This is a genomic window from Paraburkholderia youngii (genome assembly GCF_013366925.1).
GTDB lineage: Bacteria > Pseudomonadota > Gammaproteobacteria > Burkholderiales > Burkholderiaceae > Paraburkholderia > Paraburkholderia youngii.
Window position 1 is genome coordinate 6,170,542 of the sequence record NZ_JAALDK010000001.1, and the last position, 25,796, is coordinate 6,196,337.

General features: G+C 62.8%; 18 protein-coding genes and 1 pseudogene. 9 read left to right on the forward strand and 10 right to left on the reverse strand.

Annotated elements, in window-relative coordinates:
• Positions 1-29: 29 nt before the first annotated feature.
• The 3 genes from G5S42_RS28145 to G5S42_RS28155 all read right to left on the reverse strand — a co-directional run bounded on the left by G5S42_RS28145 (position 30) and on the right by G5S42_RS28155 (position 3,293).
• Complete coding sequence (locus G5S42_RS28145) at positions 30-962, reverse strand: LysR family transcriptional regulator (RefSeq protein ID WP_176109734.1); 933 nt, start codon at positions 960-962, stop codon at positions 30-32.
• Between the two features lie 150 nt (positions 963-1,112).
• Positions 1,113-2,198 carry a porin gene (locus tag G5S42_RS28150; RefSeq protein WP_176109735.1) on the reverse strand — a complete coding sequence of 362 codons (1,086 nt, stop codon included), beginning with the start codon at positions 2,196-2,198 and terminating at the stop codon, positions 1,113-1,115.
• Between the two features lie 558 nt (positions 2,199-2,756).
• Positions 2,757-3,293 (reverse strand): hypothetical protein, encoded by a 537-nt coding sequence (locus G5S42_RS28155; protein ID WP_312883644.1) that lies wholly within the window; start codon positions 3,291-3,293, stop codon positions 2,757-2,759.
• A gap of 533 nt (positions 3,294-3,826) precedes the next feature.
• Between G5S42_RS28155 and G5S42_RS28160 the strand changes: the two genes are divergently transcribed.
• The 6 genes from G5S42_RS28160 (at position 3,827) to G5S42_RS28185 (ending at position 9,120) form a co-directional block, all read left to right on the forward strand.
• Complete coding sequence (locus G5S42_RS28160; RefSeq protein WP_176109736.1) at positions 3,827-4,852, forward strand: bile acid:sodium symporter family protein; 1,026 nt, start codon at positions 3,827-3,829, stop codon at positions 4,850-4,852.
• A 371-nt stretch (positions 4,853-5,223) separates the two neighbouring features.
• Positions 5,224-6,210: a LacI family DNA-binding transcriptional regulator gene (locus G5S42_RS28165; protein WP_176109737.1), complete on the forward strand. Its 987-nt coding sequence runs from the start codon at positions 5,224-5,226 to the stop codon at positions 6,208-6,210.
• A complete protein-coding gene (locus G5S42_RS28170) occupies positions 6,207-7,508 on the forward strand; it encodes an AGE family epimerase/isomerase (protein ID WP_176109738.1) in 1,302 nt (433 codons plus the stop codon). Before G5S42_RS28165 ends, G5S42_RS28170 begins: the two co-directional genes overlap by 4 nt.
• Positions 7,505-8,413, forward strand: a complete 909-nt coding sequence (locus tag G5S42_RS28175) for a carbohydrate kinase family protein (RefSeq protein ID WP_176109739.1) — start codon at positions 7,505-7,507, stop codon at positions 8,411-8,413. Before G5S42_RS28170 ends, G5S42_RS28175 begins: the two co-directional genes overlap by 4 nt.
• A 153-nt stretch (positions 8,414-8,566) precedes the next feature.
• Positions 8,567-8,797 carry a hypothetical protein gene (locus G5S42_RS28180; RefSeq protein WP_176109740.1) on the forward strand — a complete coding sequence of 77 codons (231 nt, stop codon included), beginning with the start codon at positions 8,567-8,569 and terminating at the stop codon, positions 8,795-8,797.
• Positions 8,798-8,874: 77 nt separating this feature from the next.
• A complete protein-coding gene (locus G5S42_RS28185) occupies positions 8,875-9,120 on the forward strand; it encodes a hypothetical protein (RefSeq protein ID WP_176109741.1) in 246 nt (81 codons plus the stop codon).
• An 89-nt stretch (positions 9,121-9,209) separates the two neighbouring features.
• Here the strand turns inward: G5S42_RS28185 and G5S42_RS28190 are convergent, their stop codons facing one another.
• The gene (locus G5S42_RS28190; RefSeq protein ID WP_246392087.1) at positions 9,210-9,785 is read right to left on the reverse strand and encodes a DUF3828 domain-containing protein; all 576 of its coding nucleotides are present in this window, start codon (positions 9,783-9,785) and stop codon (positions 9,210-9,212) included.
• 500 nt (positions 9,786-10,285) lie between these two features.
• Between G5S42_RS28190 and G5S42_RS28200 the strand changes: the two genes are divergently transcribed.
• Both G5S42_RS28200 and G5S42_RS28205 read left to right on the forward strand, forming a co-directional pair.
• Positions 10,286-11,263, forward strand: a complete 978-nt coding sequence (locus G5S42_RS28200; RefSeq protein ID WP_176109744.1) for an ion channel — start codon at positions 10,286-10,288, stop codon at positions 11,261-11,263.
• A 242-nt stretch (positions 11,264-11,505) separates the two neighbouring features.
• Complete coding sequence (locus G5S42_RS28205; protein ID WP_176109745.1) at positions 11,506-15,093, forward strand: indolepyruvate ferredoxin oxidoreductase family protein; 3,588 nt, start codon at positions 11,506-11,508, stop codon at positions 15,091-15,093.
• Between the two features lie 23 nt (positions 15,094-15,116).
• On the opposite strand, the gene G5S42_RS28210 is transcribed toward G5S42_RS28205, so the two are convergent.
• Complete coding sequence (locus tag G5S42_RS28210; protein ID WP_176109746.1) at positions 15,117-15,812, reverse strand: copper homeostasis protein CutC; 696 nt, start codon at positions 15,810-15,812, stop codon at positions 15,117-15,119.
• A 35-nt stretch (positions 15,813-15,847) separates the two neighbouring features.
• Positions 15,848-17,134, reverse strand: coding sequence for an EAL domain-containing protein (locus G5S42_RS28215; RefSeq protein WP_176109747.1), 1,287 nt, complete (start codon positions 17,132-17,134; stop codon positions 15,848-15,850).
• 239 nt (positions 17,135-17,373) lie between these two features.
• Here G5S42_RS28215 and G5S42_RS28220 point away from each other — a divergent pair, with 239 nt between their 5' ends.
• The gene (locus G5S42_RS28220; RefSeq protein ID WP_176109748.1) at positions 17,374-19,029 is read left to right on the forward strand and encodes a Na+/H+ antiporter; all 1,656 of its coding nucleotides are present in this window, start codon (positions 17,374-17,376) and stop codon (positions 19,027-19,029) included.
• A 62-nt stretch (positions 19,030-19,091) separates the two neighbouring features.
• Here G5S42_RS28220 and G5S42_RS28225 read toward each other — a convergent pair whose 3' ends face one another.
• The 4 genes and pseudogenes from G5S42_RS28225 to G5S42_RS28240 all read right to left on the reverse strand — a co-directional run.
• A complete protein-coding gene (locus G5S42_RS28225; protein ID WP_176109749.1) occupies positions 19,092-20,399 on the reverse strand; it encodes a solute carrier family 23 protein in 1,308 nt (435 codons plus the stop codon).
• A gap of 160 nt (positions 20,400-20,559) precedes the next feature.
• Complete coding sequence (locus tag G5S42_RS28230) at positions 20,560-22,092, reverse strand: sensor domain-containing diguanylate cyclase (protein WP_176109750.1); 1,533 nt, start codon at positions 22,090-22,092, stop codon at positions 20,560-20,562.
• A 960-nt stretch (positions 22,093-23,052) separates the two neighbouring features.
• On the reverse strand, positions 23,053-24,147 hold the full coding sequence (locus tag G5S42_RS28235; protein WP_176109751.1) for an HNH endonuclease: 1,095 nt from the start codon (positions 24,145-24,147) through the stop codon (positions 23,053-23,055).
• Positions 24,147-25,781: pseudogene (locus G5S42_RS28240) on the reverse strand (restriction system-associated AAA family ATPase); the annotation flags it as partial. The gene G5S42_RS28235 and the pseudogene G5S42_RS28240, both read right to left, overlap by 1 nt.
• Positions 25,782-25,796: the final 15 nt, after the last annotated feature.

Genomic DNA, 25,796 nt, shown 5'->3' on the forward strand with positions numbered 1-25,796 from the left:
GCGGCGTCTGTTAGCTGCTTCGTGAAACGCTACCGCACCGCCAACGCCTTGATCTCATCAAGCGACGGCCACAGCGATTCGTTCGCGAACCGCGCCGCCAGAAAATCGACGAACGAGCGCACCTTGGCCGACAGATGCCGGCGGCTCGTGTAGACGACGTGGATCGGCAGTTCGCGCGGCGGCACTTCGTCGACGAGCAGCGGCACGAGCCGCCCTTCGGCGAGATCGCTGCCGATCACCTCGGTGCCCAGCATCGCGATGCCCGCGCCGTGCAGCACGACCACGCGCTGCGCCTCGAGCTGATTGACGATCAGGTTGCCCGACAGGCGCACGCGCGAGCTCGCGTCGCCGGTCGCGACTTCGAGTGCCGACACGCCCGCGTATTGCAGATAGTTGTGGCGCGCGAGATCGGCGACGCACTTCGGCGTGCCATGCTTGCGCAGATAGGCGGGCGACGCGCACAGCACCAGATGCGCGGTCGCGATCTGCCGCGCGATCAGCGACGACGACTTGAGCCCGCCCGGCGACGCGCGAATCGCGACGTCGAAACCCTCGTCGATCAGCTCGACGACGCGGTCGGACAGCGTCATATCGACGGTGACCTGCGGATACTGCTCGGCGTAGTCCGCGACCGCGGCCATCACGTGATTCAGGCCGAACGCCGATAGCGACGACACCCGCAGCCGCCCGTGCGGCACGACGCTCGCCGCGCCGACCGCCTGGCCTGCCTCGTCGAGTTCGGTGAGCGCCTGGCTGAGCCGCTCGTAGTACTCGCGGCCCGCCTCGGTCGGTGCGACGCGGCGCGTAGTGCGGTTCAGCAGCCGCGCGCCGAGCTGCTGCTCCAGATGCATCACATGCTTGCTCGCCATCGCCGCGGACATCTCCATCTTGTCCGCCGCACCGACGAAGCTACCTGCGTCGACCACGTGGCGAAACACTTTCATGCTGACGAGGGTGTCCATCTCAGTCGCTCGCTTCAGGAATCAATCCACGCCATTTTGCCGGGTTTATCAAAGGAACGGCAGCAAACACCTGTATTCGACTGCGCTGAAAACGACAAAGCCCGCGTTCCGGGCGGAACGCGGGCTTTGCGCTGAAACCGTAGGCCGAAATCAGAACTTCGCGCGCAACCCCGCGCCGTACGTGTTGCCGCTCGACTGACCGGTGATGTGGTCATACATGTACGCGGCATAGACGTCGGTGCGCTTGGACAGCGGATAGTCGTAGCCGACCGCCGCTGTCTGGCGCGTCTGGTTCGAACCGCCGCCGTTACGCGAATACGCGTACGACGCCATCACCGAGCCCGGCCCGAACGGCACCGTGACACCGCCCTGTCCGGTGTTCACGTGCCAGCTCGTCACCTGCTGGTTGTTGTACGTGTACATGTACTGGCCGTACAGCTTGACGAACTTCAGGTCGTACGACACGCCCGCCTGCGCAACGCTCTGGCTGCGCAGACCCGGCACGCCCGAGGTTTCGAAGCTGCCGAGGTCGCCCGGCACGTTGTTGAAGTTCACGTACTGGTACACCGCGGTCGCCGCGAACGGGCCGTGGAAGTACAGAACCTGGCCGCTCCACTTCTTCGCGCCGTTCTGGGTCGTGTTGCCGAGCGCATACATCGCCGTCGCCGACAGGCCGTTGAAGTTCGGCGTCGCATACGACACCGCGTTGTTCCAGCCCGAGTCGCCGGTCACGCCCTGATCGGTCGTGTAGGTCGGGAAGGTACCGAGGCCGAGGTACACGTGGGTGACCATCGGCGAGAACACGTACGAATCGATGAACGGGTTGAACAAGATCGTCGACACGAACAGCGGCGTCGTCAGACGGCCGGCCGTCACCGTGCCGTACGGCGATTCGATGCCGACGTACGCGTTGCGCGAGAACATCGTGTCGCCGGTGAAGCGGCCGAACTCGCCAGTCTGCGCGCGGAAGAAGCCTTCGATCGTGAAGATCGCCTTGTAGCCGTTGCCCAGATCCTCGGTCCCCTTGAAGCCCCAGTAAGACGTCGACATGCCACCGCCCGACACGACTACCGCGGTCTTGCCACCCGGAAACTTCTGCGCACCGACCCATTCGTCGACCTGGCCGTAGAGCTGCACGCTCGATTGCGCGAATGCCGACGATGCGCTCGCCAGCGCGGCGACGCATGCGGTGGCCTTGAGAGTAGTCTTCAGCGCGGTGCTGAGGCTTGTGTTCATTGGTTCTCCAATCTTTGTCAAAAAGGTGTGGCTGTGCGAAAGGGCGCGCTCGCGCGAAACGTTGTTGTTATCCGTTCGATCGTCGAGTCAATCTGGGCGGGTCCATCTTTGCGGACCATTTTTATAAACAAAAATATCGCTGCTTATTGCGGGTATATCGGTCTGATTAGTTTGGTCGGTTATCGGCTTGATAGGACACTTTCAGATGGACTGCGGCCGGCGCCCCGGATGCCATGCGGCATGCGGCGAACCGCGCGCAAGGGCGGCCGGAACGCCTTAAATGAAGGGCCGATGACGCGACGCGGCAGAATGCCAAGATTTGACGCTGACCGATACTTCGATGCCGAGCGTTTTCAAAAAAGTGTGGCGTCGATACGTCAGATTCGGAGCTCCGGCGCAGAGGAAGGCGCGCGGGGGATCGCGGGAAGGGATCTGGAGAACGGGTTTTGCGACAGGTGACATGCGGTCGCGTTGCGTGTAAAGCCGGCAGCCTCACCCGTTCAGGTAGCGGCGAACGTTGCCCACGTGACGCGAATCGATCAGGTAAATCGCGCTCAGCTAATTGCGATAGGGTGAACCGCCCGGTTGCCGCGGATCGTCGGACGGGCGTTGCATTGGACGCGCGGCGCCGCGCTCTTCGTTGTAGCGGGCAACGTCGGCGCGGATCGAGCCGTTGCGCATCGGCATGTTGGACGGTGGATGCGGTACCGGACGCGCTTCCGCACTGACCGGCGTGATCGCGCCGGCATAGCTGGACGGCTCGCCGACACGGCGCATGCCGGACTTGTAGCTGCCGAAGCCATAACCAAAATTGGCGTCCGCGATGTTCGGATTGCCGCGCTGTGCGCGTGCGTCACGCCAAGCCGTCGCATTGCGCGAGCCGCGCGGAGCAGGCGCGCCACCCGCCCTGGCGTAATGGCCGTCGCCGCGGATCTCCATGCGCGGCGCGTGCCCGCCAACGTGGTGCGAATAAGCGCCGCCCACGGCGCCACCGCCGCCATGTGGCACACCTTGCCCCTTCGCATAGGCGAACGAGCACAGCACGGCGATGACCGCGCCCCACGCCCAGTGCCTCGTTCTCGACAACCCGTCCACCTTGTGACTCTCACGCCCGAAGACTTGCCTGAAATCCACCGTTCGAGCTGCGATGGACCTGTTGCGGGAGGAGAAAAGCGCCGCGTGCCTGCCGCGACGCAGGCATCCCTGCGGCCTTTGACTGAGTAATTTATGGGCGTGGGCAGAGGGTGTCGAGCCAAAAAGTGTTAGGTCTCGTCGGTGGATGTAACACCCTGTTACTGCGGCGTTTTCCGCGCTGGAGCCCTTGTTCGGGTACGCCTTTGGGGCATGCTTCGAGGCGTTTTCGCCTACTCCGCGCGAACCCCGTTTGTTGCAAATAAACGCCGCTTGCCACGTCAAGGGTTAAACGGTTTGTGGCGCGTGAGCACGTCGCCAATACTGAAATCGAGTGCGCCACGCGAGTCAATGCACAAACTTCATTAATCGATTCGGCAAATGAATTTGCGTTTTCAATCGACTTTCGACAACAATAGCCGTTTCCCATTGGCACGCACCGCGCCCTGACAGGCCCGTCCCGTGCTCACACCGCGTCATTGAATTGAGATTGCGACATGGCCCGTCCGAGATTCCTTCCCGATAACTTCACGCTGTGCCTCGTCGGCACCGTGATCCTCGCCAGCCTGCTGCCCGTTCATGGGCAGGCCGCGGTGGGGTTCAACTGGGTGACGAACATCGCGGTCGGCCTGCTGTTCTTCCTGCACGGCGCGAAGCTGTCACGCGAGGCGATCATTGCGGGCGCGACGCACTGGCGCCTTCACCTGGTGGTGCTGCTGAGCACGTTCGCGCTGTTTCCGCTGCTCGGCCTCGCGCTTAAACCGGTCCTTTCGCCGCTGGTCACGCCGTCGCTCTACGCCGGCGTCCTCTTCCTCTGCACGCTGCCATCGACGGTCCAGTCGTCGATCGCGTTCACGTCCATTGCCAAGGGCAACGTGCCGGCCGCGGTATGCAGCGCGTCCGCCTCGAGCCTGCTCGGCATCTTCGTCACCCCAGCACTCGTCAGCCTCATCGTGACGAATCAGGCTGCGAGCGGCGGCACTTCGCCGTGGCACACGATCGGCAACATCGTGCTGCAACTGCTCGTGCCGTTCGTGGCCGGCCAACTGTTGCGCCCGCTGATCGGCAAGTGGATCGAGAAGAATCGCGGCGTGCTGAAGTTCGTCGACCAGGGCTCGATCCTGCTCGTCGTGTACGGCGCGTTCAGCGAGGCCGTCACCGAAGGCCTGTGGCACACGATTCCGCTCTCTGCGCTCGGCGGCCTCGTCGTGGTGAGCTGCGTGCTGCTCGCGCTCGCACTGGGCGTGACGATCTTCGTGAGCAAGCGGCTCGGCTTCAATCGCGCGGACCAGATCACGATCATCTTCTGCGGCTCGAAGAAGAGCCTCGCCGCCGGCGTGCCGATGGCCAAGGTGATCTTCGCGTCGCACGCGGTCGGCGCCGTGGTGCTGCCGCTGATGCTGTTCCACCAGATCCAGCTGATGGTCTGCGCCGCGCTCGCGCAGCGCTGGGGCGCCCGCGACCTCAGCGGCGAGAGCGAGGCGGCGGCGCGGCGACCCGCCGCCGCCGTCGCGCGCCGTTGAACACACTCGCAATGCGAACCGGACATTCATAAGCGCCCTCCCTGAGCGTCGTTTTGATCGTGTGAAGCAAGCCGCCTTCGGGCGGCTTTTTCTTTTGGCTCTTCATTGGCCGTTGTCGTTATTTCACGCGCAAACGCTCTTGTTGTCGCCTCGGCCGGATGGCATAGGACGATTCTGGATGTGCCTCTAAAACGGCGGCTCACCTATTGTTTAGTCTTTTTTACTAAACAATCCAACTTCAGACAACTCCATTAAATACGGGTATTTACCGGTGTTGCGCGGGCGTTTTGCGGGCTGTTTTAGCAGCGTTTTACTATACAATCGCCCGACCTGAACCCGTGCTGCCTCGCCTCGCGCGGCAGCTTCATTCGATGGCCACAACCATCCGCGACGTCGCCCGCGCAGCCAGCGTTTCGATCGGCACCGTGTCGCGCGCGCTCAAAAATCAGCCGGGCCTTTCCGAGGCCACGCGCGAACGCGTCGTCGAAGCGGCGCGGCAACTCGGCTACGATTCGGCGCAGCTGCGTCCGCGCATCCGCCGCCTGACTTTCCTGCTGCATCGTCAGCACAACAACTTCGCCGCGAGCCCGTTTTTCTCGCACGTGCTGCACGGCGTCGAAGACGCTTGCCGCGAGCGCGGCATCGTGCCGTCGGTGCTGACCGCCGGGCCGACCGAGGACGTGATTCACCAGATGCGCCTGCACGCGCCCGACGCCGTCGCGATCGCCGGCTTCGTCGAGCCCGAAACGCTCGCCACGCTGGTCGCGATGCAACGCCCGCTGGTGCTGATCGATCTATGGTCGCCGGGCCTGCGCTCGGTCAATCTCGACAACGCCGGTGGCGCCACCCTTGCGATGCGCCATCTGTTCGAGCAGCAGCGCAAGCGCGTCGCGTTCATCGGCGGCTCGCTCGCGCACTTCAGCATCGCCGAGCGCGCGCTCGGCTACCGCCGCGCGTTCTTCGAAGCTGGGCTGCTGTTCGACCCGTCGCTCGAAGTGAACATCGACGCCGGGCTCGATCCCGACACCGGCGCCGCGCGCGCGATGCAGCGCCTGCTCGATGCGCCGGGCCCGCGCCCCGACGCCGTCTTCGCATTCAACGATGCCGCCGCGCTCGCCGCGCTGCGCGTGTGCCTCGGGCGCGGCCTCAGCGTGCCCGACGACATCGCGATCATCGGTTTCGACGACATTCCTGCCGCCGCCCACGCCACCCCGCCGCTATCGACGATCGCAGTCGACAAGGAGGCGCTCGGCCGACGCGGCGTCGATCTGCTGCTCGAAGACTCGCCCGCCGAACTCGAAGTCCGCTTGCCCGTTCAACTCGTTGCCCGTGCCAGTACTTTGGTGAAAACGCCATGACGAAAACCGATCCGCATCACCCTTCCACCGACGTCGCGAAGGCGCCGCCGGTCGCCAGCTTCCGCAAGCGCGAGTTTTTGCTCGCGCACATCGAGGACACGCTGCGCTTCTATGCGCCGAACGTGCTCGATCCGAGCGGCGGCTTCTACCACTTCTTCCGCGACGACGGTTCGATCTACAACCGCACCACGCGCCACCTGGTCAGCAGTTGCCGCTACGTGTTCAACTACGCGATGGCGTACCGGCAGTTCGGCGACCCGAAGCACCTCGAATACGCGCGCCACGGCCTGCGCTTTCTGCGCGACGCGCACTGGGACTCGCAGCACGAGGGCTACGACTGGGAAATCGAATGGCGCGACGGCAAAAAGCGCACGCTCGACGCGACGCGCCACTGCTACGGCCTCGCGTTCGTGCTGCTCGCGTACTCGCACGCGGCGATGGCCGGCATCGAAGAAGCGAAACCGATGATCGGCGCGACCTTCGAGCTGATGGAGCACCGCTTCTGGGACGCCGCCGCCGGCCTCTATGCCGACGACGCATCGGCCGACTGGCGCGTCAGCACGTATCGCGGGCAGAACGCGAACATGCATACCACCGAGGCGCTGCTCGCCGCGCACGAGGCGACCGGCCATCTGGTGTATCTCGATCGCGCCGAGCGGGTCGCGTCGAACATCACGCTGCGCCAGGCGAAGCTGTCGCAGGGGCTCGTCTGGGAGCACTTTCACGCGGACTGGTCGGTCGACTGGCACTACAACGAGGAAGACAGCTCGGACATCTTCCGTCCGTGGGGCTTCCAGCCCGGCCATCAGACCGAATGGGCGAAGCTGCTGCTGATTCTCGAACGCTTCCGTCCGCTGCCGTGGCTGCTGCCGCGCGCGATCGAACTGTTCGACGCCGCGATGACGCACGCATGGGACGAAGACCACGGCGGCCTCTACTACGGTTTCGGCCCCGACGGCACCGTGTGCGATCACGACAAGTATTTCTGGGTGCAGGCCGAAACGTTCGCGGCCGCCGCGCTGCTCGGCAAGCGCACCGGCAACGAGCGCTTCTGGGACTGGTACGACGAGATCTGGCGCTATAGCTGGACGCACTTCGTCGACCACAAGTACGGGGCGTGGTATCGCATCCTGACTTGCGACAACCGCAAGTACAGCGACGAAAAGAGCCCGGCCGGCAAGACCGACTATCACACGATGGGCGCGTGCTACGAAGTGCTCGCCCATGCGCTCGGCGAAGACGCGTCGGCTGGATCGACCGCGCCCGCCGCAGCGGTTTCAGCGGAGAAAGCACAATGAGCGCGACCACCGAACTCCCCGTTTTCGTGTCCGCCGGTGACATCCTCACCGATCTCGTGCGCACCGGCGCATCGCACTGGCTGTCGCGTCCGGGCGGCGCGGGCTGGAACGTCGCGCGCTGCGTCGCGCGGCTCGGCCTGCCGACCGCGTGCGCGGGCTCGCTGGGCGTCGATAACTTTTCCGACGAACTGTGGGACGCGAGCGTCGCCGCCGGGCTCGATATGCGCTTCCTGCAGCGCGTCGAGCACCCGCCGCTGCTCGCGATCGTGCATCAGACGCATCCGCCGGCCTACTTCTTCATGGGCGAGAACAGCGCCGATCTCGCGTTCGATCCAGCCAGGCTACCGGCCGGCTGGATGAACGCAGTGAAGTGGGCGCACTTCGGCGGCATCAGCCTCGCGCGTCAGCCGCTCGGCGATACGCTCGCGGCGCTCGCTGCCGAGTTGCGTTCGCACGGCGTGAAGATCAGCTTCGATCCGAACTATCGCAATCTGATGGAGCACGGCTACGAGCCGACATTGCGCCAGATGGCCGCGCTCGCGGATCTGATCAAGGTTTCGGACGAAGACTTGCGCATGTTCTTCAGGACCAGCGACGAAGCCGCCGCGCTCGCGCAATTGCGCGCGATGAATCCGGCCGCCACCGTCCTCGTCACGCGCGGCCCCGACGCGGCGATGCTGCTCGACGGCGCCGCGGTGATCGAGGCGAAGCCGCCGCGCGTCGAAGTGGTCGATACGGTCGGCGCGGGCGATGCGTCGATCGGCGGTCTGCTGTTCAGCCTGATGAGCGCGCCGCAACGCAGATGGCCCGAGCAACTCGCATTCGCGCTCGCGGCCGGCGCGGCGGCTTGCGGCCACGCCGGCGCGCACGCGCCGACGCTCGACGAGGTGGTCGCGTTGCTGTAAAACGCGGCTCTGTAATTCTGCTGCCTTGGGACGCGCGTAGCGTGACGGATGTCGAGCGCGTCGCGCGGCGCGAAGCCGCCCTGGGCGGGAACCGATCCCGCCACGCCGTGCTAGGATGAAAATATCGAAACCTTTGCGAAAAGGAGCGAGGCCATGGAGGACGTCACCTACACCAAAGGGATCTACACGGCCACTGCGTCGATAAGGGAAGTCGCACAGGACGCCTTTCAAGGTGTCGTCACCCTCGCGCGCGACGAGGGCGAACCCAGCGACGATCAGGAGACCACGCTCTACGAGGTCGACTCGACGTCGTCGACGCCGGGAGAAGCGCTCGAAGAAGCCAAAGCGCTCGCACATCGTATCCTCGGGGAAATCGAACTGTAGGCCGAACCAAGGGGCAGCGCGTCGCGCGTGCTCGCGCATCGGCGCGCCGCTGCGGGCTCGACCGGGTGGAGGCGATCATGGCTGAACAGCTGTTCCAATACGGCGTGTATTCGATTCACGTTCGTCCGCTCGAACTGAGCGGCGCGCGCTGGGACGCGGAGTACGAAATCCGTCATCGCGAGAAGGCCGTCAAGCCGTGGACCACGGTCGGCGGCGACGCGGGCTTTGCCGAGCAAGCGGAAGCGGTGGAAAGCGCGCGTCGGCAGGCCGTCGACGATATCGAGCATGGCGCGGGAATTCCGAAGCCGCACGTGTTTCCGTAAGCTTGTCGACGCGCTTTTTGAGGCCGCGTCGAAATGCGCCGTGGCGGCCTTGAGCGCTGCGCGTCGCCAGGCAAGGTAACGCTGAGCTGTCAGCGATAGTCGAGCGTGTCTACGACCTTGGTGATCTTCCAGATTCCGTTTTCCTGGCGCAAAAACACGATATTGGTCTGTTTGTCTTTCGAGCCGAACGTAACAGCCACGAGCGCCACGCCGTCGAGCATGAAGACTGGATGCACCGCTATATGCCCGGACCAATCTTTCTCGTCGAAGTCTTGTACTTTCGTGAAGTACTCCGCATCTTCGGACAATTTGTTGGCCTGATATTGCTTTCGCAATAAATCGACGGTTGGTTTTACAACGTGCCTGTATATCTCCTTTTCCATGATCGGATAGTCTCGGTCTGCGGCCAGGCGGGGAATGAACCATGCGTAGAAATCTCTTACGCGGGTCTCGGGAGTTGCTTGTTCGGCGTGGGTCGGGTTTCCTGCATATGAGGTGCCGTTAAAACTCAGCAACAGCGTGGCAACAAAAATCGCCAGATATTTTCTCATGGATGCAACCTCAATCGTGGCGATAGATCTTGTAATCCGGTCGTGCGGACCGGTAATCGGGACCGGGATAGAAGCCACGCCACTGCTTGAAATCGGAAATCCAGTATTGTCCATCGTACATTGCCATATGTCCGTGCGGATGCAAATGGATGCCGTCGATCGCGATTACATCGCCTTTTTGGAGAGAGGCAGTCGATACCGCGCGAAACCCAGCGTGAGCCAGCGAAAGCCCGTAGTCTTTCGCGGACCGTGTGCGGGCCAATACAATTCCGCCTCGTTCAATTGCTTCTCTAACGTACCGGGCGCATTCTCCACGGCTTACTGGTCTTGCATTCAATTGCAAGTAGTCGACAGCAGCATTTTTATTCTACGACATATTAGATTATCTCGATCATATTTTGATTTAGAAATCATACAGCAAATCCAAAACAAACCAAGATATTTTATTATCTCGAAAACATTTTAAATAGAGATAGCTTTTTTGAATAAAAATATAGCCTTCGTCAATACCGTGCTAGTTACGAGGGAAATCAAGCTGATCGGCACGTTCTAGTCAATTGCATGAGTCTCACGCCATGCTACGCTGTACCTGTATCGATCCCCACGAGCGCGTGATGGCAAGCGAACCGTCAGACCGTTTTTCCACGCTCGGCGACCCCGACACCGACACGAGCGCGCCGAGGCGCCACCCGCGCGGCAGCCGCGAAATGCGTCTCGACGATCGCATGGTGATCGCGCACGGTATGCCGACGCCGTTGTGGCAAGACCTGTATCACCGCGCGCTCGGCGTGCGCTGGCCGGTGTTCTTCGTGTCGCTCGCGCTGCTGTTTCTGCTGCTCAACACCGTGTTCGCCGTGCTCTACATGCTCGGCGACGCGCCGATTGCGAATCAGTTTCCGAAGGGCTTCGGCGGCGCGTTCTTTTTTAGCGTCGAAACGCTCGCGACGGTCGGCTACGGCGACATGCATCCGCAAACCGTCTACGCGCACTGGATCGCGACGCTCGAAATCTTCATCGGCATGTCCAGCATCGCGTTGGCGACCGGGCTGATCTTCGCGCGCTTTTCGCGGCCGCACGCGAAGATCATGTTCGCGCGCTATGCGGTGATCCGGCCGATCGACGGCCGCATGACGTTGATGGTGCGCTCGGCCAACGCGCGTCAAAACGTGATCGCCGAGGCACGCGCGCGGCTGCGCATCATGCGTCTGGAGACGTCGATCGAAGGCTTTACGCTGCGCAAGCTCTACGACCTCACGCTGGTACGCGACCAGCACCCGGTGTTCAAGCTCGGCTGGACGCTGATGCACATCATCGACGAAGCGAGTCCGCTGTTCGGCGAAAACGCCGAATCATTGAAGGGCCGCGACGTGTCGCTGCTGCTCACGCTCGAAGGCATCGACGAATCGACGTCGCAAACCATGCAGGCGCGCCACATGTGGACCTGCGACCAGATCGTCTGGCAGCACCGGTTCGTCGACATCATGAGCGAGCAAGACGGCGTGAGCCACATCGACTATTCGCACTTCGACGAGATCGTGCCGCTCGATGCGGCGCCGCTCCAACCGGACATCGCGGCGAACACCGCGCAGTAGCAATAGCCACAGTCCCATTCGACGCCCCACGATACCCAGGGCATACCCGAAGCGCGCCGCCGCCTGGCAAATCCGGCTCAAAAGCGGGCCGAAACGCGCGAGTCATCGCGCCCATTCGCGCACGCCCGATTAAAGAAGCAATAATTCACTCCCGCGAGCGCTAAAAAATAGAGTCTCTTTCGCTGCGCGGTATCGGTGACCCCACCACCCGCGCGCCGAGCCAGAACATTGGAGACTCCCCCATGACCGCTCGCTTGCCCATCGACGGCACGCCCGCTCTCGCCGACTACAAGCTTTCCGACAATCTCACCGCGACGCGCGGCCGGATCTTTCTGACCGGCACTCAGGCGCTCGTGCGCCTCCCTCTGATGCAGCGCGCGCTCGACAAAACCCGCGGCCTGAACACCGCCGGCTTCATCAGCGGCTATCGCGGCTCGCCGCTCGGCATGGTCGATCAGCAGTTGTGGAAGGCGAAAAAACTGCTCACCGCGAGCGACATCCGCTTTCTGCCCGCGATCAACGAAGAACTCGGCGGCACCGCCGTGCTCGGCACGCAGCGCGTCGAAGCCGATCCCGAGCGTACCGTCGATGGCGTATTCGCGATGTGGTACGGCAAGGGCCCGGGCGTCGACCGCGCGGGCGATGCGCTGAAGCATGGCAACGCGTACGGCTCGTCGCCGCACGGCGGCGTGCTGGTGGTCGCCGGCGACGATCACGGCTGCGTGTCGTCGTCGATGCCCCATCAGAGCGACTTCGCGATGATGGCGTGGCATATGCCGGTGGTGAATCCGTCGAACATCGCGGACATGCTCGAGTTCGGCCTGTACGGCTGGGCGTTGTCGCGCTTCTCGGGCGCGTGGGTCGGCTACAAGGCGATTTCGGAGACCGTCGAATCGGGCTCGACCGTCGATCTCGACGCGCTGCAAACCGAATGGACACCTCCGCAGGAATTCGAAGCACCAGCCGGCGGTTTGCACAACCGCTGGCCCGATCTGCCGAGCCTGACGATCGAAGCGCGTCTGCACGCGAAGCTCGACGCGGTGCGCCAGTTTGCGCGCATCAACAGCATCGACAAATGGATCGCGCCGAGCCCGCACGCGAACGTCGGCATCGTCACGTGCGGCAAGGCGCATCTCGATTTGATGGAAGCGCTGCGCCGGCTCGATCTGACCGTCGCCGATCTCGACGCGGCCGGCGTGCGCATCTACAAGGTCGGGCTGTCGTTTCCGCTGGAGATGACGCGCATCGACGCGTTCGTGTCGGGTCTGTCCGAAGTGCTCGTGATCGAAGAGAAGGGCCCCGTCATCGAGCAGCAGATCAAGGACTATCTGTACAACCGCACGCAAGGCACGCGGCCGGTCGTGATCGGCAAGCACGCCGAAGATGGCACGTTGCTGCTGTCGTCGCTCGGCGAATTGCGGCCGTCGCGCATTCTGCCGGTGTTCGCGAACTGGCTCGCGAAGCACAAGCCGGCGCTCGATCGCCGCGAACGCGTCGTCGATCTGGTCGCGCCGCAGATCCTGTCGAACGCGGCGGACAGCGTGAAGCGCACGCCGTACTTCTGCTCCGGCTGTCCGCACAACACGTCGACGAAAGTGCCGGACGGTTCGATCGCGCAGGCCGGCATCGGCTGTCATTTCATGGCGTCGTGGATGGAGCGCGACACGACCGGACTGATTCAGATGGGCGGCGAAGGCGTCGACTGGGCCGCGCATTCGATGTTCACGAAGACCCGCCACGTGTTCCAGAATCTCGGCGACGGCACCTACTTTCACTCGGGCATTCTCGCGATTCGCCAGGCGGTCGCCGCGAAAGCGACGATCACCTACAAGATCCTCTATAACGACGCGGTCGCGATGACGGGCGGTCAACCCGTCGACGGCAGCATCTCGGTGCCGCAGATCGCGCGACAGGTCGAAGCCGAAGGCGTGTCGCGCTTCGTCGTGGTCAGCGACGAGCCCGAGAAATACGACGGTCATCACGGCCAGTTTCCGCAGGGCACGACGTTTCACCATCGCAGCGAGCTGGACACCGTGCAGCGCGAGTTGCGCGACACCGACGGCGTGACCGTGCTGATCTACGACCAGACCTGCGCGGCCGAAAAACGCCGGCGTCGCAAGAAAGGCGAATTCCCCGATCCGAACAAGCGGCTCTTCATCAACGAAGAAGTCTGCGAAGGCTGCGGCGATTGCGGCGTGCAGTCGAACTGTTTGTCGGTGGAACCGGTGGAAACCGCGCTCGGTCGCAAGCGCCGCATCGATCAGTCGTCGTGCAACAAGGACTACTCGTGCGTGAACGGCTTTTGCCCGAGCTTCGTCACCGTCGAAGGCGGCACATTGAAAAAAGCCGCGGGCGTCGCCTTCGATCCGCAGGCGCTCGCTGCCCACGTCAACGCGTTGCCGACTCCCGCGACGCCACTCGATGCCGCGCCGTACGACATCCTCGTCACCGGAGTCGGCGGCACCGGTGTCGTGACGGTCGGCGCATTGATCAGCATGGCCGCGCACCTCGAAGGCAAGAGCGCGTCGGTGCTCGACTTCATGGGCTTCGCGCAAAAGGGCGGCTCGGTGCTGTCGTTCGTGCGTTTCGCCGCGCGCGACGAATGGCTGAACCAGGTGCGCATCGACACGCAGCAGGCCGACGTGCTGCTCGCCTGCGACATGGTGGTCGGCGCGAGTGCCGATGCACTGCAGACGGTGCGGCATGGCCGCACGCGCATCGTCGTCAACACGCATGCGATTCCGAACGCGAGCTTCGTGCAGAACCCCGACGCGACGCTGCATGCCGATGCGCTGATCGACAAGATGCGTCACGCGGCGGGTGCAGAGCGCATGTCAACGTGCGACGCGCAAGCGCTCGCAACGCGTTTTCTCGGCGATACGATCGGCGCGAACATTCTGATGCTCGGCTTCGCATGGCAACTCGGTCTGGTGCCGGTGTCGTTCGCCGCGATGATGCGCGCGATCGAACTGAACAACGTCGCGGTGCAGATGAATCAACTCGCGTTCTCGATCGGGCGCATGGCCGCGGCCGATCCCGCCGCGCTCGAATCGCTGTGGCAGTCGCGACATGCGCCGAAGCCGAGCGTGCGAGTCGATACGCTCGACGAGCTGATCGCGCATCGCGAAGCACGTCTGCTCGCGTATGGTGGCGCGACTTATGTGAAGCGCTATCGCGCGCTCGTCGATGCGGCACGGCGCGCGGAAACCGCCGTCGATGCGGCGAGCGAGCGTGTGACGCGCGCGGTCGCGACGACGTTCTATCGGCTGCTCGCGGTGAAGGATGAGTACGAAGTCGCGCGTCTGCATACGGATGCCGCGTTCCGCGATGCGCTCGAAGCGCAGTTCGAGGGTGTCGCAGGCAAGGACTTCACGATCCGCTTCAACCTCGCGCCGCCGACGCTTACGCGCGCGCAGCCCGGTGCCGTGCCCACGAAGAAGACCTATGGTCAGTGGATGTGGCCCGTGCTCGGCCTGCTCGCGAAATGGCGCGGTCTGCGCGGCACGGCGCTCGATCCGTTCGGCCGCACGCTCGAGCGCAAGATGGAGCGCGAGCTCGCGGGCGATTACGAAACCACGCTGCAACGCGCGCTGGCGAAACTCGACGCGAGCCATCTCGACGACGTCGCGAAACTCGCAGAACTGCACGCGCGCGTGCGCGGCTATGGGCACGTGAAGCTGGCCAATCTGGCGGGCGTCAAGCGTGGCGAGCGCGACCTCGCCGCACGCCTCGGCATCGATGCGGCGACCGGTGTCGCGGTGAAGAAGTCGCTCGAGGAAATGAAAGGCGCCGGGCAGTTGCGCGGCATTCCAGTGGTGGTCGCGAAGTAAGTAGGTTCGTTGCGCTGTTCGGCTCAAGTCGCGTCGAGCAGCGCCCGCACCTGCATCACCTTCACCGGATCGACGGGCGCGAGTCCGTTGCCGTTCACGCGCACGCCGGAGCCGAAATGGACGGCCTCGACGTGCGTGTTGCTGACGAAGTCCGCGACCGCATCGACCGTCAAGCCGGCACCGGCGAGCACCGTGCAAGGCGAGCCGTCAGCCTGCCGCACCAGTTCGCTGACCACGGCTTGCGCCTGCAGCACCGACGGCTTTCCGCCCGACGTCAACACATTCGTCACCGCCTCGAAGCCGAGCAGTACGTCGAGCGCTTCGCGTAGATCGCGCGCCTCGTCGAACGCGCGATGGAACGTGATCGCGAGTCCATCGGCAGCTTCGCACGCGCGCGCGAGACCGTCGCGGTCGATCGTGCGCTCGGCATCGAGCATGCCGATCACGATGCCGTTCGCGCCGGCCGCCTTCACCGCACGGATGTCGCGCAGCATCACCGCGTAGTCGTCGGCGTCGTAGACGAACGAGCGGCTATGCGGCCGCACGATCACGTTCACGGGTATGCCAACCGCGGCTACCACTGCCTCGATCAAGCCCACACTCGGCGTCAAACCGCCCTCGCCCATCGCGGTCACGAGTTCGAGACGGTCGGCACCGGCTTGCGCGGCCGCACGCGCATCGGCGACGGTCGTGGCAATCACTTCGAGCAGCACGGACATGAGCGCAACCTGATTTCGATTAAAGCGACATCATGTCAGATGCGCGCGTCGCGTTCTTCCTCGACCCAGTCGATATCGCCGCACAGCACACAGGTCTCGCTGCCGACGCGCGTCGCCACCGACAGCGTCACGCACGGCAACGCCTCGTTGATCGACAGATACGGCCGTGTCACGTGCACGCGCTCCGGCGCATTGATCGCGACGCTGAAGTACGGCCGACGCAGCCAGTTCGCGCCCTGCGCGTCGGCGAGCGGCAGGAAGCGCGTTTCCTGCGCCGCGCGATCGGCGCGCAGCACGACGTTGCGGCCCGCCTGGCGGCCCTTCGCATCGAGCAGAAAACAGCGCGCCGCGTGATCGAGCGCGAGGAAATTCCAGCACACCTCGTCGAGCGGCTCACCAGCGGCGAGACGCTCCGCGGCGCGCTCGAACGCGCGCAGATACGGCGCGAGCCGGCTCGCGCTGCGCCGCTCGCGTGCCTCGGCCTGCTCGCGATAACGCTCGGTGACTTCGCCGATGCAAATCGCCGTGTGGATCGCATCGGCAATACCCGGACTCGGCCGGCCGAAGAAAAACCCCTGCACGAAGTCCGCATTGCAGGCGAGCGCCATCTGCGCTTCGTGCTCGGTTTCGACGCCCTCGATCAGCACGAGCTTGCCTGCTTCATGCAGCAGCGACACGAGCCCCGGCAGGATCGTCGCCATGTCGGCGCGATGCGCGGCGTGCGACAGCATGATGCGGTCGAGCTTCACGATGTCGGGATTCAGTTGCCAGATCCGCTCGATGTTCGAATGGCCGGCGCCGAAATCGTCGAGCGCGATCAGGAAGCCGCGCTCGCGGAACTCGCGCACCGCGTCGGCGAGTCGATCGAGATCTTCGGCGCTCTGCTCGAGCACTTCGAGCACGACGCGCCGCGGCGACAGATCTAGCCGCCGCAGATTCGCGAGCAAAGCGGCCGCGAGATACGGGTCGGTCAGCACGCCCGGATGCACGTTCAGGAACAACCATTCGCGCTCCGCGCCGAGCACCTTGAAGTTCTCCAGATGCAGCGTCTGCGCGAGCCGGTCGATCTGCAGCGCGTCGCCGAGGCGCGCGGCGTCGCCGAATACGTCGAGCGGCGACACCGCGCGATCGAGCGCGTCGTGTGCGCGCAGCAAGCCCTCGTAGCCGACCGCGCGCAAGTGCGACAGACTGAAGATCGGCTGGAATACGCTAGTCAGCGTCAGATCGCCGTGCTGCACCGAATAGCGTCGAAGGCCCGAGGTCACCTCGACCTCGAAGCCGTGCGGCACGCCCGCCGCCCTGTCCTGTTGCGCAATCGTCATGCAATCCTCTCACGCGAGAACCGGTCGGTCAGAACGGGAACGGCAACGAGACCGACACCGTCTCTCAAAATGTGCGTCATCGTTACCGGTTAAGCAAGCTCCATGCGCACGCTGGCGCACACTGTGCTGTAATTCGCCCGAAAGATTGCACCGGCGACAGCGTTCGTGCGCCGCCCGGGGGCGTGGCGCGCACCGTTGCGGTGCGCGGATGGCCCCCCTTCATCCACCCGGAATACACGATGGAAATTGTCTTCACCGTTCTGATCCTGCTACTGGCCGTCGCCGCGTCCGGCGTGCTGACCCGCGCACTGCCGTTCAAGCTGCCGTTGCCGCTCGTGCAGATCGCGATCGGCGCGATGCTCGCGTGGCCTCGCCTCGATTTGCACGTCGCGTTCGATCCGGAAATCTTCATGCTGCTGTTCATTCCGCCGCTGCTGTTCGCGGATGGCTGGCGCATTCCGAAGCGCGAGTTCTTCATGGCGCGCCGCGCGATCCTGATGCTCGCGCTCGGCCTCGTGTTCATGACGGTGCTGGTCGTCGGTCACTTCGTGCACGTGCTGGTACCGCAGATCTCGCTGCCGGTCGCGTTCGCGCTCGCCGCGGTGCTGTCGCCGACCGACGCGGTCGCGTTGTCCGGTATCGCCGGCAAGGGCAAGATTCCGGGGCAGCTGATGCATATCCTCGAAGGCGAGGCGCTGATGAACGACGCGTCTGGCCTCGTCGCGCTGAAGTTCGCGATCGCCGCCGCGCTGACCGGGACGTTCTCGCTGCGTGCGGCGTCGGTTAGCTTCGTGATCATCGCGGTGGGCGGCCTCGCGGTCGGTGCAGCGGTGAGCGCGGTGTTCAGCTTCGTGTCCGCGCGTTTCCTGAATCTCACGGAGGAAGGCGATCCCGCGCCCGGCGTCGTGATGACGCTGCTGATTCCGTTCGCCGCCTATCTGACCGCCGAGCGCTTCGAGCTGTCGGGCATTCTCGCGGCGGTCGCGGCCGGCATGATGATGAATTACGCAAGCATCATGGAGAAGTGGCAGGTCGCCTCGCGCGTGCGGGCCACGAGCACGTGGACGATGATCGAGTTCGTGTTCAACGGCATGGTGTTCATCATGCTCGGCCTGCAGTTTCCGCACATCCTCGGCCGCGCGCTGCTCGATGCGCATGAAACCAACGACGCGCAAGTCGTGCTGCTGATTGGCTATATCGTTGCGGTGGCGCTCGCGCTATATGCGATGCGCTTCGCGTGGGTGTGGCTGCTGCGCTGGTTCGCTAGCCGCGGCGCGACGAAACATGGTGTCGCGAACGCGGTGCCGGGGTTGCGCATGGTGTCGGTGACAACCGTGGCCGGGGTGCGCGGCGCGGTGACGCTCGCGGGCGTGCTGTCGCTGCCGGAGGTGCTGCCGAACGGCACGCCGCTGCCGGGACGCGATCTCGCGATCTTCATCGCGTCGGGCGTGATCCTGCTGTCGCTGCTGGTGGCGGTGGCCGCGTTGCCGCTGCTGCTGCGCGGCTGGCGGCGCGGCAAGGACCCGCACGCGGCCGAGGAAGCGCTCGCGCGCACGCTGGCCGCTCAATCGGCGATTCGCGCGATCGATCATCTGCACGACACCGAGTGCGCGGACCTCGATGAATCGGCTCAGGCCTATGCAACCGACGTGACTGCGCGCGTGATGGACCTGTACCGACGCCGCCTCGCGTCACTCGACGACGACCAGGCGCCACGCGAACTCGCGCGCCGTGCCGATGCGCTCGAATTCCGCATGAAGCTCGCGGCGATGCGTGCCGAGCGCAAGACGCTGCTCGATTTGCGCGACACCCAGCGCATCAACGACGAGACGATGAACAAGCTGATGCGTGAAGTGGATCTGTCGGAGACGGCGCTGACCGCGCGCAAAAGGTAGGAGGTCGCTGCTGGATCAGGCTCGGCACCGGCGCTCGAAACGCCGGTGCCGGTAGAAGAAGCTCAGGCCACCGGCCCTTGCGTTGGCTTCCTTCTCAACAGCGCGTACAGAATGATCGCGCCGAACGTCGCGGTGCCGATGCCGCCGAGCCCGAAGCTGCCGAGCTTCAGCGAGAAGTCGCCGGCGCCGAGCACGAGTGTGACTGCCGCGACGATCAGGTTGCGGTTATCGGAGAAGTCGACTTTGTTGACGACCCAGATGCGTGCGCCCGTCACCGCGATCAGGCCGAACACGACGATCGACACGCCGCCCAGCACCGGTCCCGGAATCGTCTGGATCACCGCGCCGAACTTCGGCGAGAAGCCGAGCACGAGCGCGATCAACGCGGCGATCACGAACACCAGCGTCGAATAGATCTTCGTGACCGCCATCACGCCGATGTTTTCCGCGTACGTTGTCACGCCGGTGCCGCCCGCGAAGCCCGATACGATCGTGGCGAGCGCGTCGCCGAGAAACGCGCGGCCGATGTAGCGGTCGAGGTTCTGGCCAGTCATCGCGCTGACCGCCTTGATGTGGCCGAGGTTTTCCGCGACGAGGATCACCGCGATCGGCGCGAGCAGCGTCATCGCGTGCGGGTCGAACACCGGCGACATGAAGTGCGGCATACCGAACCACGCGGCGTTCGCGACGATCGAGAAATCGATCGGCTTGCCCATGCCGAGGCCGTTCGTGACGATCGCGTAGATGACGTAGGCGAGCAGCAGGCCGACCAGGATCAAGAGACGCTGCAGCATGCCGCGCGTGAATACCGCGACCGCGCCGACGCACAGCACCGTGACGAGCGCCATCCACGACTCGAAATTGCTGCCGCTCACGCCATGCACGGCGATCGGCGCGAGGTTCAGACCGATCACGCAGACGATCGCGCCGGTCACGACCGGCGGCATCAGCGTTTCTATCCAGCCCGTTCCCACCGCCGCCACGATCAGACCGATCACCCCGTACGCAACACCGCACGCGATGATGCCGCCCAACGCGACCGGAATGTTCGGATTCGCTCCGTGTCCGCCGTAGCCGGTGACCGCGATCACGAGACCGATGAACGCGAAGCTCGAACCGAGATAGCTCGGCACGCGCCCGCCGACGAGCACGAAGAACAGCAGCGTGCCGATCCCCGACATGAAGATGGCCAGATTCGGATCGAAGCCCATCAGCAGCGGCGCGAGCACCGTCGAGCCGAACATCGCGACGACGTGCTGGACGCCCATCGCGAACATCTGCGGCCACCCGAGCCTCTCGTCGATGCCGACGATGCCGCCCTCGGCGGCGGCAGGCTGGCGGCGCCAGCGGGGGAAATAGGATGCGGCCATCGCGGGGATTCTCCTCTGGGTCGGCGTGGTGTGTGCCGATCACGCGCTGCGGCGTGGGTCCGGCGAAATTACGCGCGAGTTTACGGAGAGCAATAAGGGCTGGCAAGCAGGCTATGAAGCGGGCCATGAAGCGGGCCGACAAGCACGGCCCGGGTGCGCGTCACTTCGCGCCGCGCGCGTCGATGTCCGGCGTCACCGCGGAGCCGGCCCGCGAGGAGTTGTCCGTCGCCGCGCCGTAGGCCATCACTCGATTGCGGCCGGCATCCTTCGCGCGATACAGCGCCTGGTCGGCGGCGTCGACGAGTGCGCGGCTGGTCGCGAACGCCGCGTCCTGCGCCGTTACTGCTCCGGCACTCACCGTCAGCACGTGATGCGTGCTGGCCACGTGGCGGCATTGCAGCGCCTGCACCGCCGCGCGGATCTGCTCGGCGATCCGCTGCGCGCCCGTCGCATCCGTGTCCGGCAGCAGCACCGCGAACTCCTCGCCGCCGAAGCGGGCGGCCGTGTCGCCCGGACGCCGCGCGTTCTGCGCGATGCAGCGCGCGACGCCAATCAGCGCTTCGTCGCCGGCCGAATGACCGTACAGGTCGTTGAAGCCCTTGAAGTTGTCGACATCGATCAGCAGCAGCGACAGCGGCCTGCCGTTGCGCTGTGCGCGTCGCCATTCGTCGTTCACGTGTTCCTCGAAGGTGCGGCGGTTGTTCAGGCCGGTCAGCCCGTCCGTGCGCGCCAGTTCGCGCAGCTCTTCCTCGGCCGCGCGGCGCAGACGCAACTGGCGTGAGAACAGGATCGCGAGCGCGATGATCGTCACGTCGAGCGCGACGATCAGCGTGCCGATGACCCATGCGCGCCGCCGCCATTGGACGTAGATGTCGCGCGTGGACAGCGCGACGTCGAGGATCAGCGGAAAGCCGTCGATATGGCGGAACGCGTACCAGCGCTCGACACGGTCGATCGCCGCGGTGCCGAAGAAGTCGCCGCTCGGCTGCTTGACGAAGCGCGAGAAGTTGGCCGTGCCGGTCAGGTTGATGCCGATCGTTTTCGGGTCGTAAGGACGGCGCATCAGCATCGTGCCGTCGCTGAGCATCAATGCCATCGAGCCGCTCGGCCCGAGCTTCATGCCGTCGAACAGCCGATGGAAATACGTGAGCCGCAGCGTGCCGACCACCACGCCACCGAAGCTGCCGTCCGGCCTCGAGATGCGCCGGCTGAGCGCGATGCGCAGGTCCTCGTCGGTGCCGTTCCGGCTGAACGGGCGGCCGATGTACAGCCCGACGTCGGGCGAAGCGCGCTGTGTCTTGAAGTAGTCGCGGTCGGCATGGCTCTGTTCGCGCGGCGGCCATGCGCGTGAATCGAAACGCACGTTGCCGTTCTCGTCGAGCACGAATACCGAGCCCATGTCCTGTGCGCTGATCGAGCCGTCGAACAGCACCATCTGGCGGATCGCCGGCGGCAGATCGAGGACGCCCGGCTGCTTCAGTCCGTCGATCACCGCGCGCAACGACAGGTCATAGATCTCGAGATTGCGCGACACGTCACGCTGGACCAGCAGGGATATGTTGCCGATGGAGTCTTGCGCGCGGCGCAACGCATCTTCGCGCATTTGTGCGAGCAGCGACACGGCGATCGCGAGGATCGCGCCGGCCAGCAAGACGCTGATCGCAATCACGTTGTTCGGTCCGCGCGTCGGCATGCGTTTTTGGTTTTTGGCTTGCGCTGAAGGTGGCGCGTGAAGAGGCGGCCGCGTCCCGGCAGTACCGTTAGTTACGCGACCTACGAAAGCGTTAGCGTAGCAGACGTGGCGCATCGGCAAACGTTTGCATAGACGGATTTTCGCCTGAATGCGCAAAATCGGCGCGCCGGAAGCCGCGTCCGACGGGGTTTGCGCCCGATCGCTGGGTTATCCAGGCGTCGTCCGATTATTTGGATAGCAAATGCGTATTGGCTGGATAGTTGGCCTCGTCACCTGGGTATTCAATCGAGGCTGTCACGTTCAAACGTTGCGTGCTACCTCGCTGCTCTCCCAGTTGTGTAGCCAATCGCTGCCCGCGGAAGCCAGGCGGCTCCCTGTCTTCGATAATGCAGGCCTTGTCGGTGAAAGATGGCATCGCTCGTCACTGGATTGCGGTGAGCATCGCGTACGGCTATTTTGTGAGGAGGAGGATCGAACTAATCAACCAACCTTTTGAATTACATGAATAACCTTGACAAGTTTTCGCAAAATGCCCCCAATGTTGTCCCCGCCGCGTATCAGCAAACGCTCGCTTTCGTCGTGGTTCGCCCAATTGATGTCGATCTTGAAATGGCACCACAACGAGTGAAACTGGTATCAATGCATCGCGTTGCCGTTGCTTTCCGGCAACACTTCCTCAAGAGGCGCTCACCGTGGCTTGACGCGGCACCGCCCAGCCACCCTAGAAATTACGAAAAATCCGGCGCGTGTCGTTTCACTCTGTGGCGCCCCGAGAAGCGTTCCGCATACGGAAACCGGTATTCCTAGAGGGTCGATGGAAGCCGAGGCAACCGCCTAAATGTTGGGTCACCTACACCCGCAAACTACTGACCGGTGCAGGGACTCGATGTCCAGCTGACTTCCCGATCGAATCACTACGCGGCGATGTTCGGCACTTCGACCTCTTAAGTATCTGGGCGATCAATTCTTGTATTTCTCAAGTGTTTGCAATAGTCCTTTGTTCTTGCATGCTCTAACGAAGGCTGATTTCAAGAAATTGCTGTTGGCAAACTTATCCAAGGTATCAATGTCCTCAAGGTATTCATCTGCCGTAATCTTGCTTCTTCGATTTAATATTCTGAATTGCTCAATCCAGTCCTTTGCGTCTGGTCCACATAACTTATCTTTATAACGCTCGTCGATCCCGTAGACGTCCCGCCAAGTCAAGATTTCCTCATTCAATGCGGCAGGGCCGAACTGCAAATCGATGTCCTCGGGGCAAAGTCCATCAACATCCGTCCGTGCGATTTCAACTGAGATCTCGATGCTTTGTGCCTGCATCGCGTAAGGGTAAAAAACCTTACGTCGCTGCAAGGCTCCTGCCGGGTCTTTTATGGGATGTGCCGGGTCTTTGCTGGTCTTGTAGCTACTATTGCAGTGGTGGCAGGACGGAACTAGATTTCTGAAATTGATCGAATTGAACGGATACAGCGCTTTTGGTAAGTAGTGGTCATAGGCTTCGCGCTTGCTGGCATATTCACCGAGCAAATCATTCACGCCGCAGAATGGACATTTTTTCTTATTATTGGTTGCCACGAATGTCTTGTAATGGTCATCGATGTCGCCGATCTTGTCCTTGATCGCTGCCAAACCAAGCAATGATTTCGAATACAAATCCTTAAAAAACGCTCTCAGTCGTTCAACCAGCTTTTTGTGGGTAACCGGAATGTCGCTATAACGCACGACTTGTGTTGCAGGGTCGTTCGCGCAAACGCTCTCGATATTATTGTTGCCTTGGTACCACCGTTTGAACTGCCCTATGTCCTGCGCTGACAATGAGGAGAAGAGAACATAGATTCCCTTAACATCCTTGTAGAACTCCTTTCCACGTTCAGGAGCCTGCGCTGCAAAACCAAACTCTGACATGATCCCTTGCAATTCTGGCTTACCCTTAAAGAGGTCGGGATGGAACTCAAGCCCGATCGGTGCTTTGCACCACACCTCGTAAAAAACGAAGTCGATGAACTCTTGCATCTTCTCCATTTGATGAGGCACATAGATGTAGGCAAACAGCATTAATCCTGTCCCTTCAACTGGCGATCTCCCGCCTTATCGAGGAGGGCCTTGATCACAAGAACCTTTTCCACAGAGTCGCCGAGCTCGCGATTGATCTCCTCGATCAAAGCAGAAGGGTCTTCGTTCCCCTCCGTGAAGCGGGCACGCAGTTTGTCCAAAATCTCCCGTGCGTAGGCGCCAATGGTGTCACGCTTGCCAAAGGTGTTCATGGTTATCTTGTTGATCGATGCGCCCAGAGTGTTGTAGTCGGGGTGGTGAACGCTTACAGCGCCCGTGGCCCTGTCCTTGCTGAAAACCAGCACCTTTTCTGGTCGGCTGTCACTGACCAAGAAGGGGGTGTGCGTAGTAATCAGCATTTCCTGACCGACGTCACTTCCACCTGGCAAGCACTCTCGCAGCCGGCTGATGAAGTTGGCTCGCCAGTCCGGGTTAAAGTGTGTTTCCGGCTCATCGAGCAGGAAAAGGCTGTTGGTATAACGGAACAGTAAGCAAAGTCCCAAGCTGTGCAACAACTGGTGCTCACCGTCAGAGAGCTCCTTGAGCATCATCGGCTCGGTCACGCCCTGCTTGGTGAAACGCACAAACTTAAAACGCATGATGCGCTGATCCGAGGCCAGTGTTGGTACTGTTTCGCTCACGTAGTGGCTGCTGGAGCGATAAAGGTCAACCTTGAGTGCATCGCTCGCCACATATAGGTTTAGTGTGAGCAGCACCTGAAACGATTGAAATAACTCTAACGCATCTTTAAAGTTGGCCTTAAAGGCCTCTTGAGTCGCCGTGTTGACCCAATAGTCCAAAACAAGTGTGTCTGCATCGTCGTCACGGTAACTCAGTGTGGCGCAGCGTTTGAGCCGAGTCACGATTGGGTCGAAGTTGGCAAAGTTCACATATGAGGAGCGCTCAGACTGCGTCGTGTGATCCGTGGATTCCAGCCAATGCATTAAATTGACGCGTGCCAAACCTGATTGCTCGTCCAAGCGCACCGCGGGATTGTTCTCTTCGAACATGTTCGCAACCTCGTCGGACACCGTAATGCTGCGCCTGATCACGATTCGAAACTCCTTCAGAGCCTCGATGCCGACATCCTCGCGGAACGGCTGTAACGTTTTCTCGTCCTGAAACAGCAGGTTGCATAGCAAAATGGCCTGACTGAAACCGCTGTCGAGATAGGACAATCGGGTTTCCGGGCGACCTGGGTACTGTAGTTGAGCTTCTAGGCTGTTCCAGTACTCGTCGAACTGGACAAAGCGTAGTTTGAAAAACGGAAGGCTGAGGATCTCGTTCTCGCCCGACGAGTAGCCCAGCACTTGTTGAGGCAAGAGAAAGTCGCGCTCTCGCTCCCCCACAGGATCATCCGCCGATAAACCCTCACTCAAACCAGGGAAGTCAGCCGAATTTGTCCACATCACTTGCGGCGATTCGCCGAGGGCTTTGCGCACAAGCACCCGAGCCTCGCGCTGCGGCGCATCGAGAGGTAGTACTTCAGCCGATAATTTGATCAAGTATTCCAGTTCGAAGGCATGTGGGGTCCCCAAATCTTCCTGCGTCGCCAGCGCCTCTGGCAGAAAACTACGTCGAACACGCTGTACTTCCAACTGGTAAAAGATCGCTGCTAGCGCCTCGAGCACGTTTGACTTGCCGCTGCCTGT

Excerpts from the sequence above, each read along its gene's own strand:
- G5S42_RS28170 (WP_176109738.1), top strand. The coding sequence starts at position 6,207 with ATGACGAAAACCGATCCGCATCACCCTTCCACCGACGTCGCGAAGGCG.
- G5S42_RS28210 (WP_176109746.1), bottom strand. The coding sequence starts at position 15,812 with ATGTCCGTGCTGCTCGAAGTGATTGCCACGACCGTCGCCGATGCGCGT.
- G5S42_RS28185 (WP_176109741.1), top strand. The coding sequence starts at position 8,875 with ATGGCTGAACAGCTGTTCCAATACGGCGTGTATTCGATTCACGTTCGT.
- G5S42_RS28165 (WP_176109737.1), top strand. The coding sequence starts at position 5,224 with ATGGCCACAACCATCCGCGACGTCGCCCGCGCAGCCAGCGTTTCGATC.
- G5S42_RS28205 (WP_176109745.1), top strand. The coding sequence starts at position 11,506 with ATGACCGCTCGCTTGCCCATCGACGGCACGCCCGCTCTCGCCGACTAC.
- G5S42_RS28160 (WP_176109736.1), top strand. The coding sequence starts at position 3,827 with ATGGCCCGTCCGAGATTCCTTCCCGATAACTTCACGCTGTGCCTCGTC.
- G5S42_RS28175 (WP_176109739.1), top strand. The coding sequence starts at position 7,505 with ATGAGCGCGACCACCGAACTCCCCGTTTTCGTGTCCGCCGGTGACATC.
- G5S42_RS28225 (WP_176109749.1), bottom strand. The coding sequence starts at position 20,399 with ATGGCCGCATCCTATTTCCCCCGCTGGCGCCGCCAGCCTGCCGCCGCC.
- G5S42_RS28200 (WP_176109744.1), top strand. The coding sequence starts at position 10,286 with ATGGCAAGCGAACCGTCAGACCGTTTTTCCACGCTCGGCGACCCCGAC.
- G5S42_RS28215 (WP_176109747.1), bottom strand. The coding sequence starts at position 17,134 with ATGACGATTGCGCAACAGGACAGGGCGGCGGGCGTGCCGCACGGCTTC.
- G5S42_RS28180 (WP_176109740.1), top strand. The coding sequence starts at position 8,567 with ATGGAGGACGTCACCTACACCAAAGGGATCTACACGGCCACTGCGTCG.
- G5S42_RS28235 (WP_176109751.1), bottom strand. The coding sequence starts at position 24,147 with ATGCTGTTTGCCTACATCTATGTGCCTCATCAAATGGAGAAGATGCAA.
- G5S42_RS28220 (WP_176109748.1), top strand. The coding sequence starts at position 17,374 with ATGGAAATTGTCTTCACCGTTCTGATCCTGCTACTGGCCGTCGCCGCG.
- G5S42_RS28150 (WP_176109735.1), bottom strand. The coding sequence starts at position 2,198 with ATGAACACAAGCCTCAGCACCGCGCTGAAGACTACTCTCAAGGCCACC.
- G5S42_RS28145 (WP_176109734.1), bottom strand. The coding sequence starts at position 962 with ATGGACACCCTCGTCAGCATGAAAGTGTTTCGCCACGTGGTCGACGCA.
- G5S42_RS28190 (WP_246392087.1), bottom strand. The coding sequence starts at position 9,785 with ATGGACAATACTGGATTTCCGATTTCAAGCAGTGGCGTGGCTTCTATC.
- G5S42_RS28230 (WP_176109750.1), bottom strand. The coding sequence starts at position 22,092 with ATGCCGACGCGCGGACCGAACAACGTGATTGCGATCAGCGTCTTGCTG.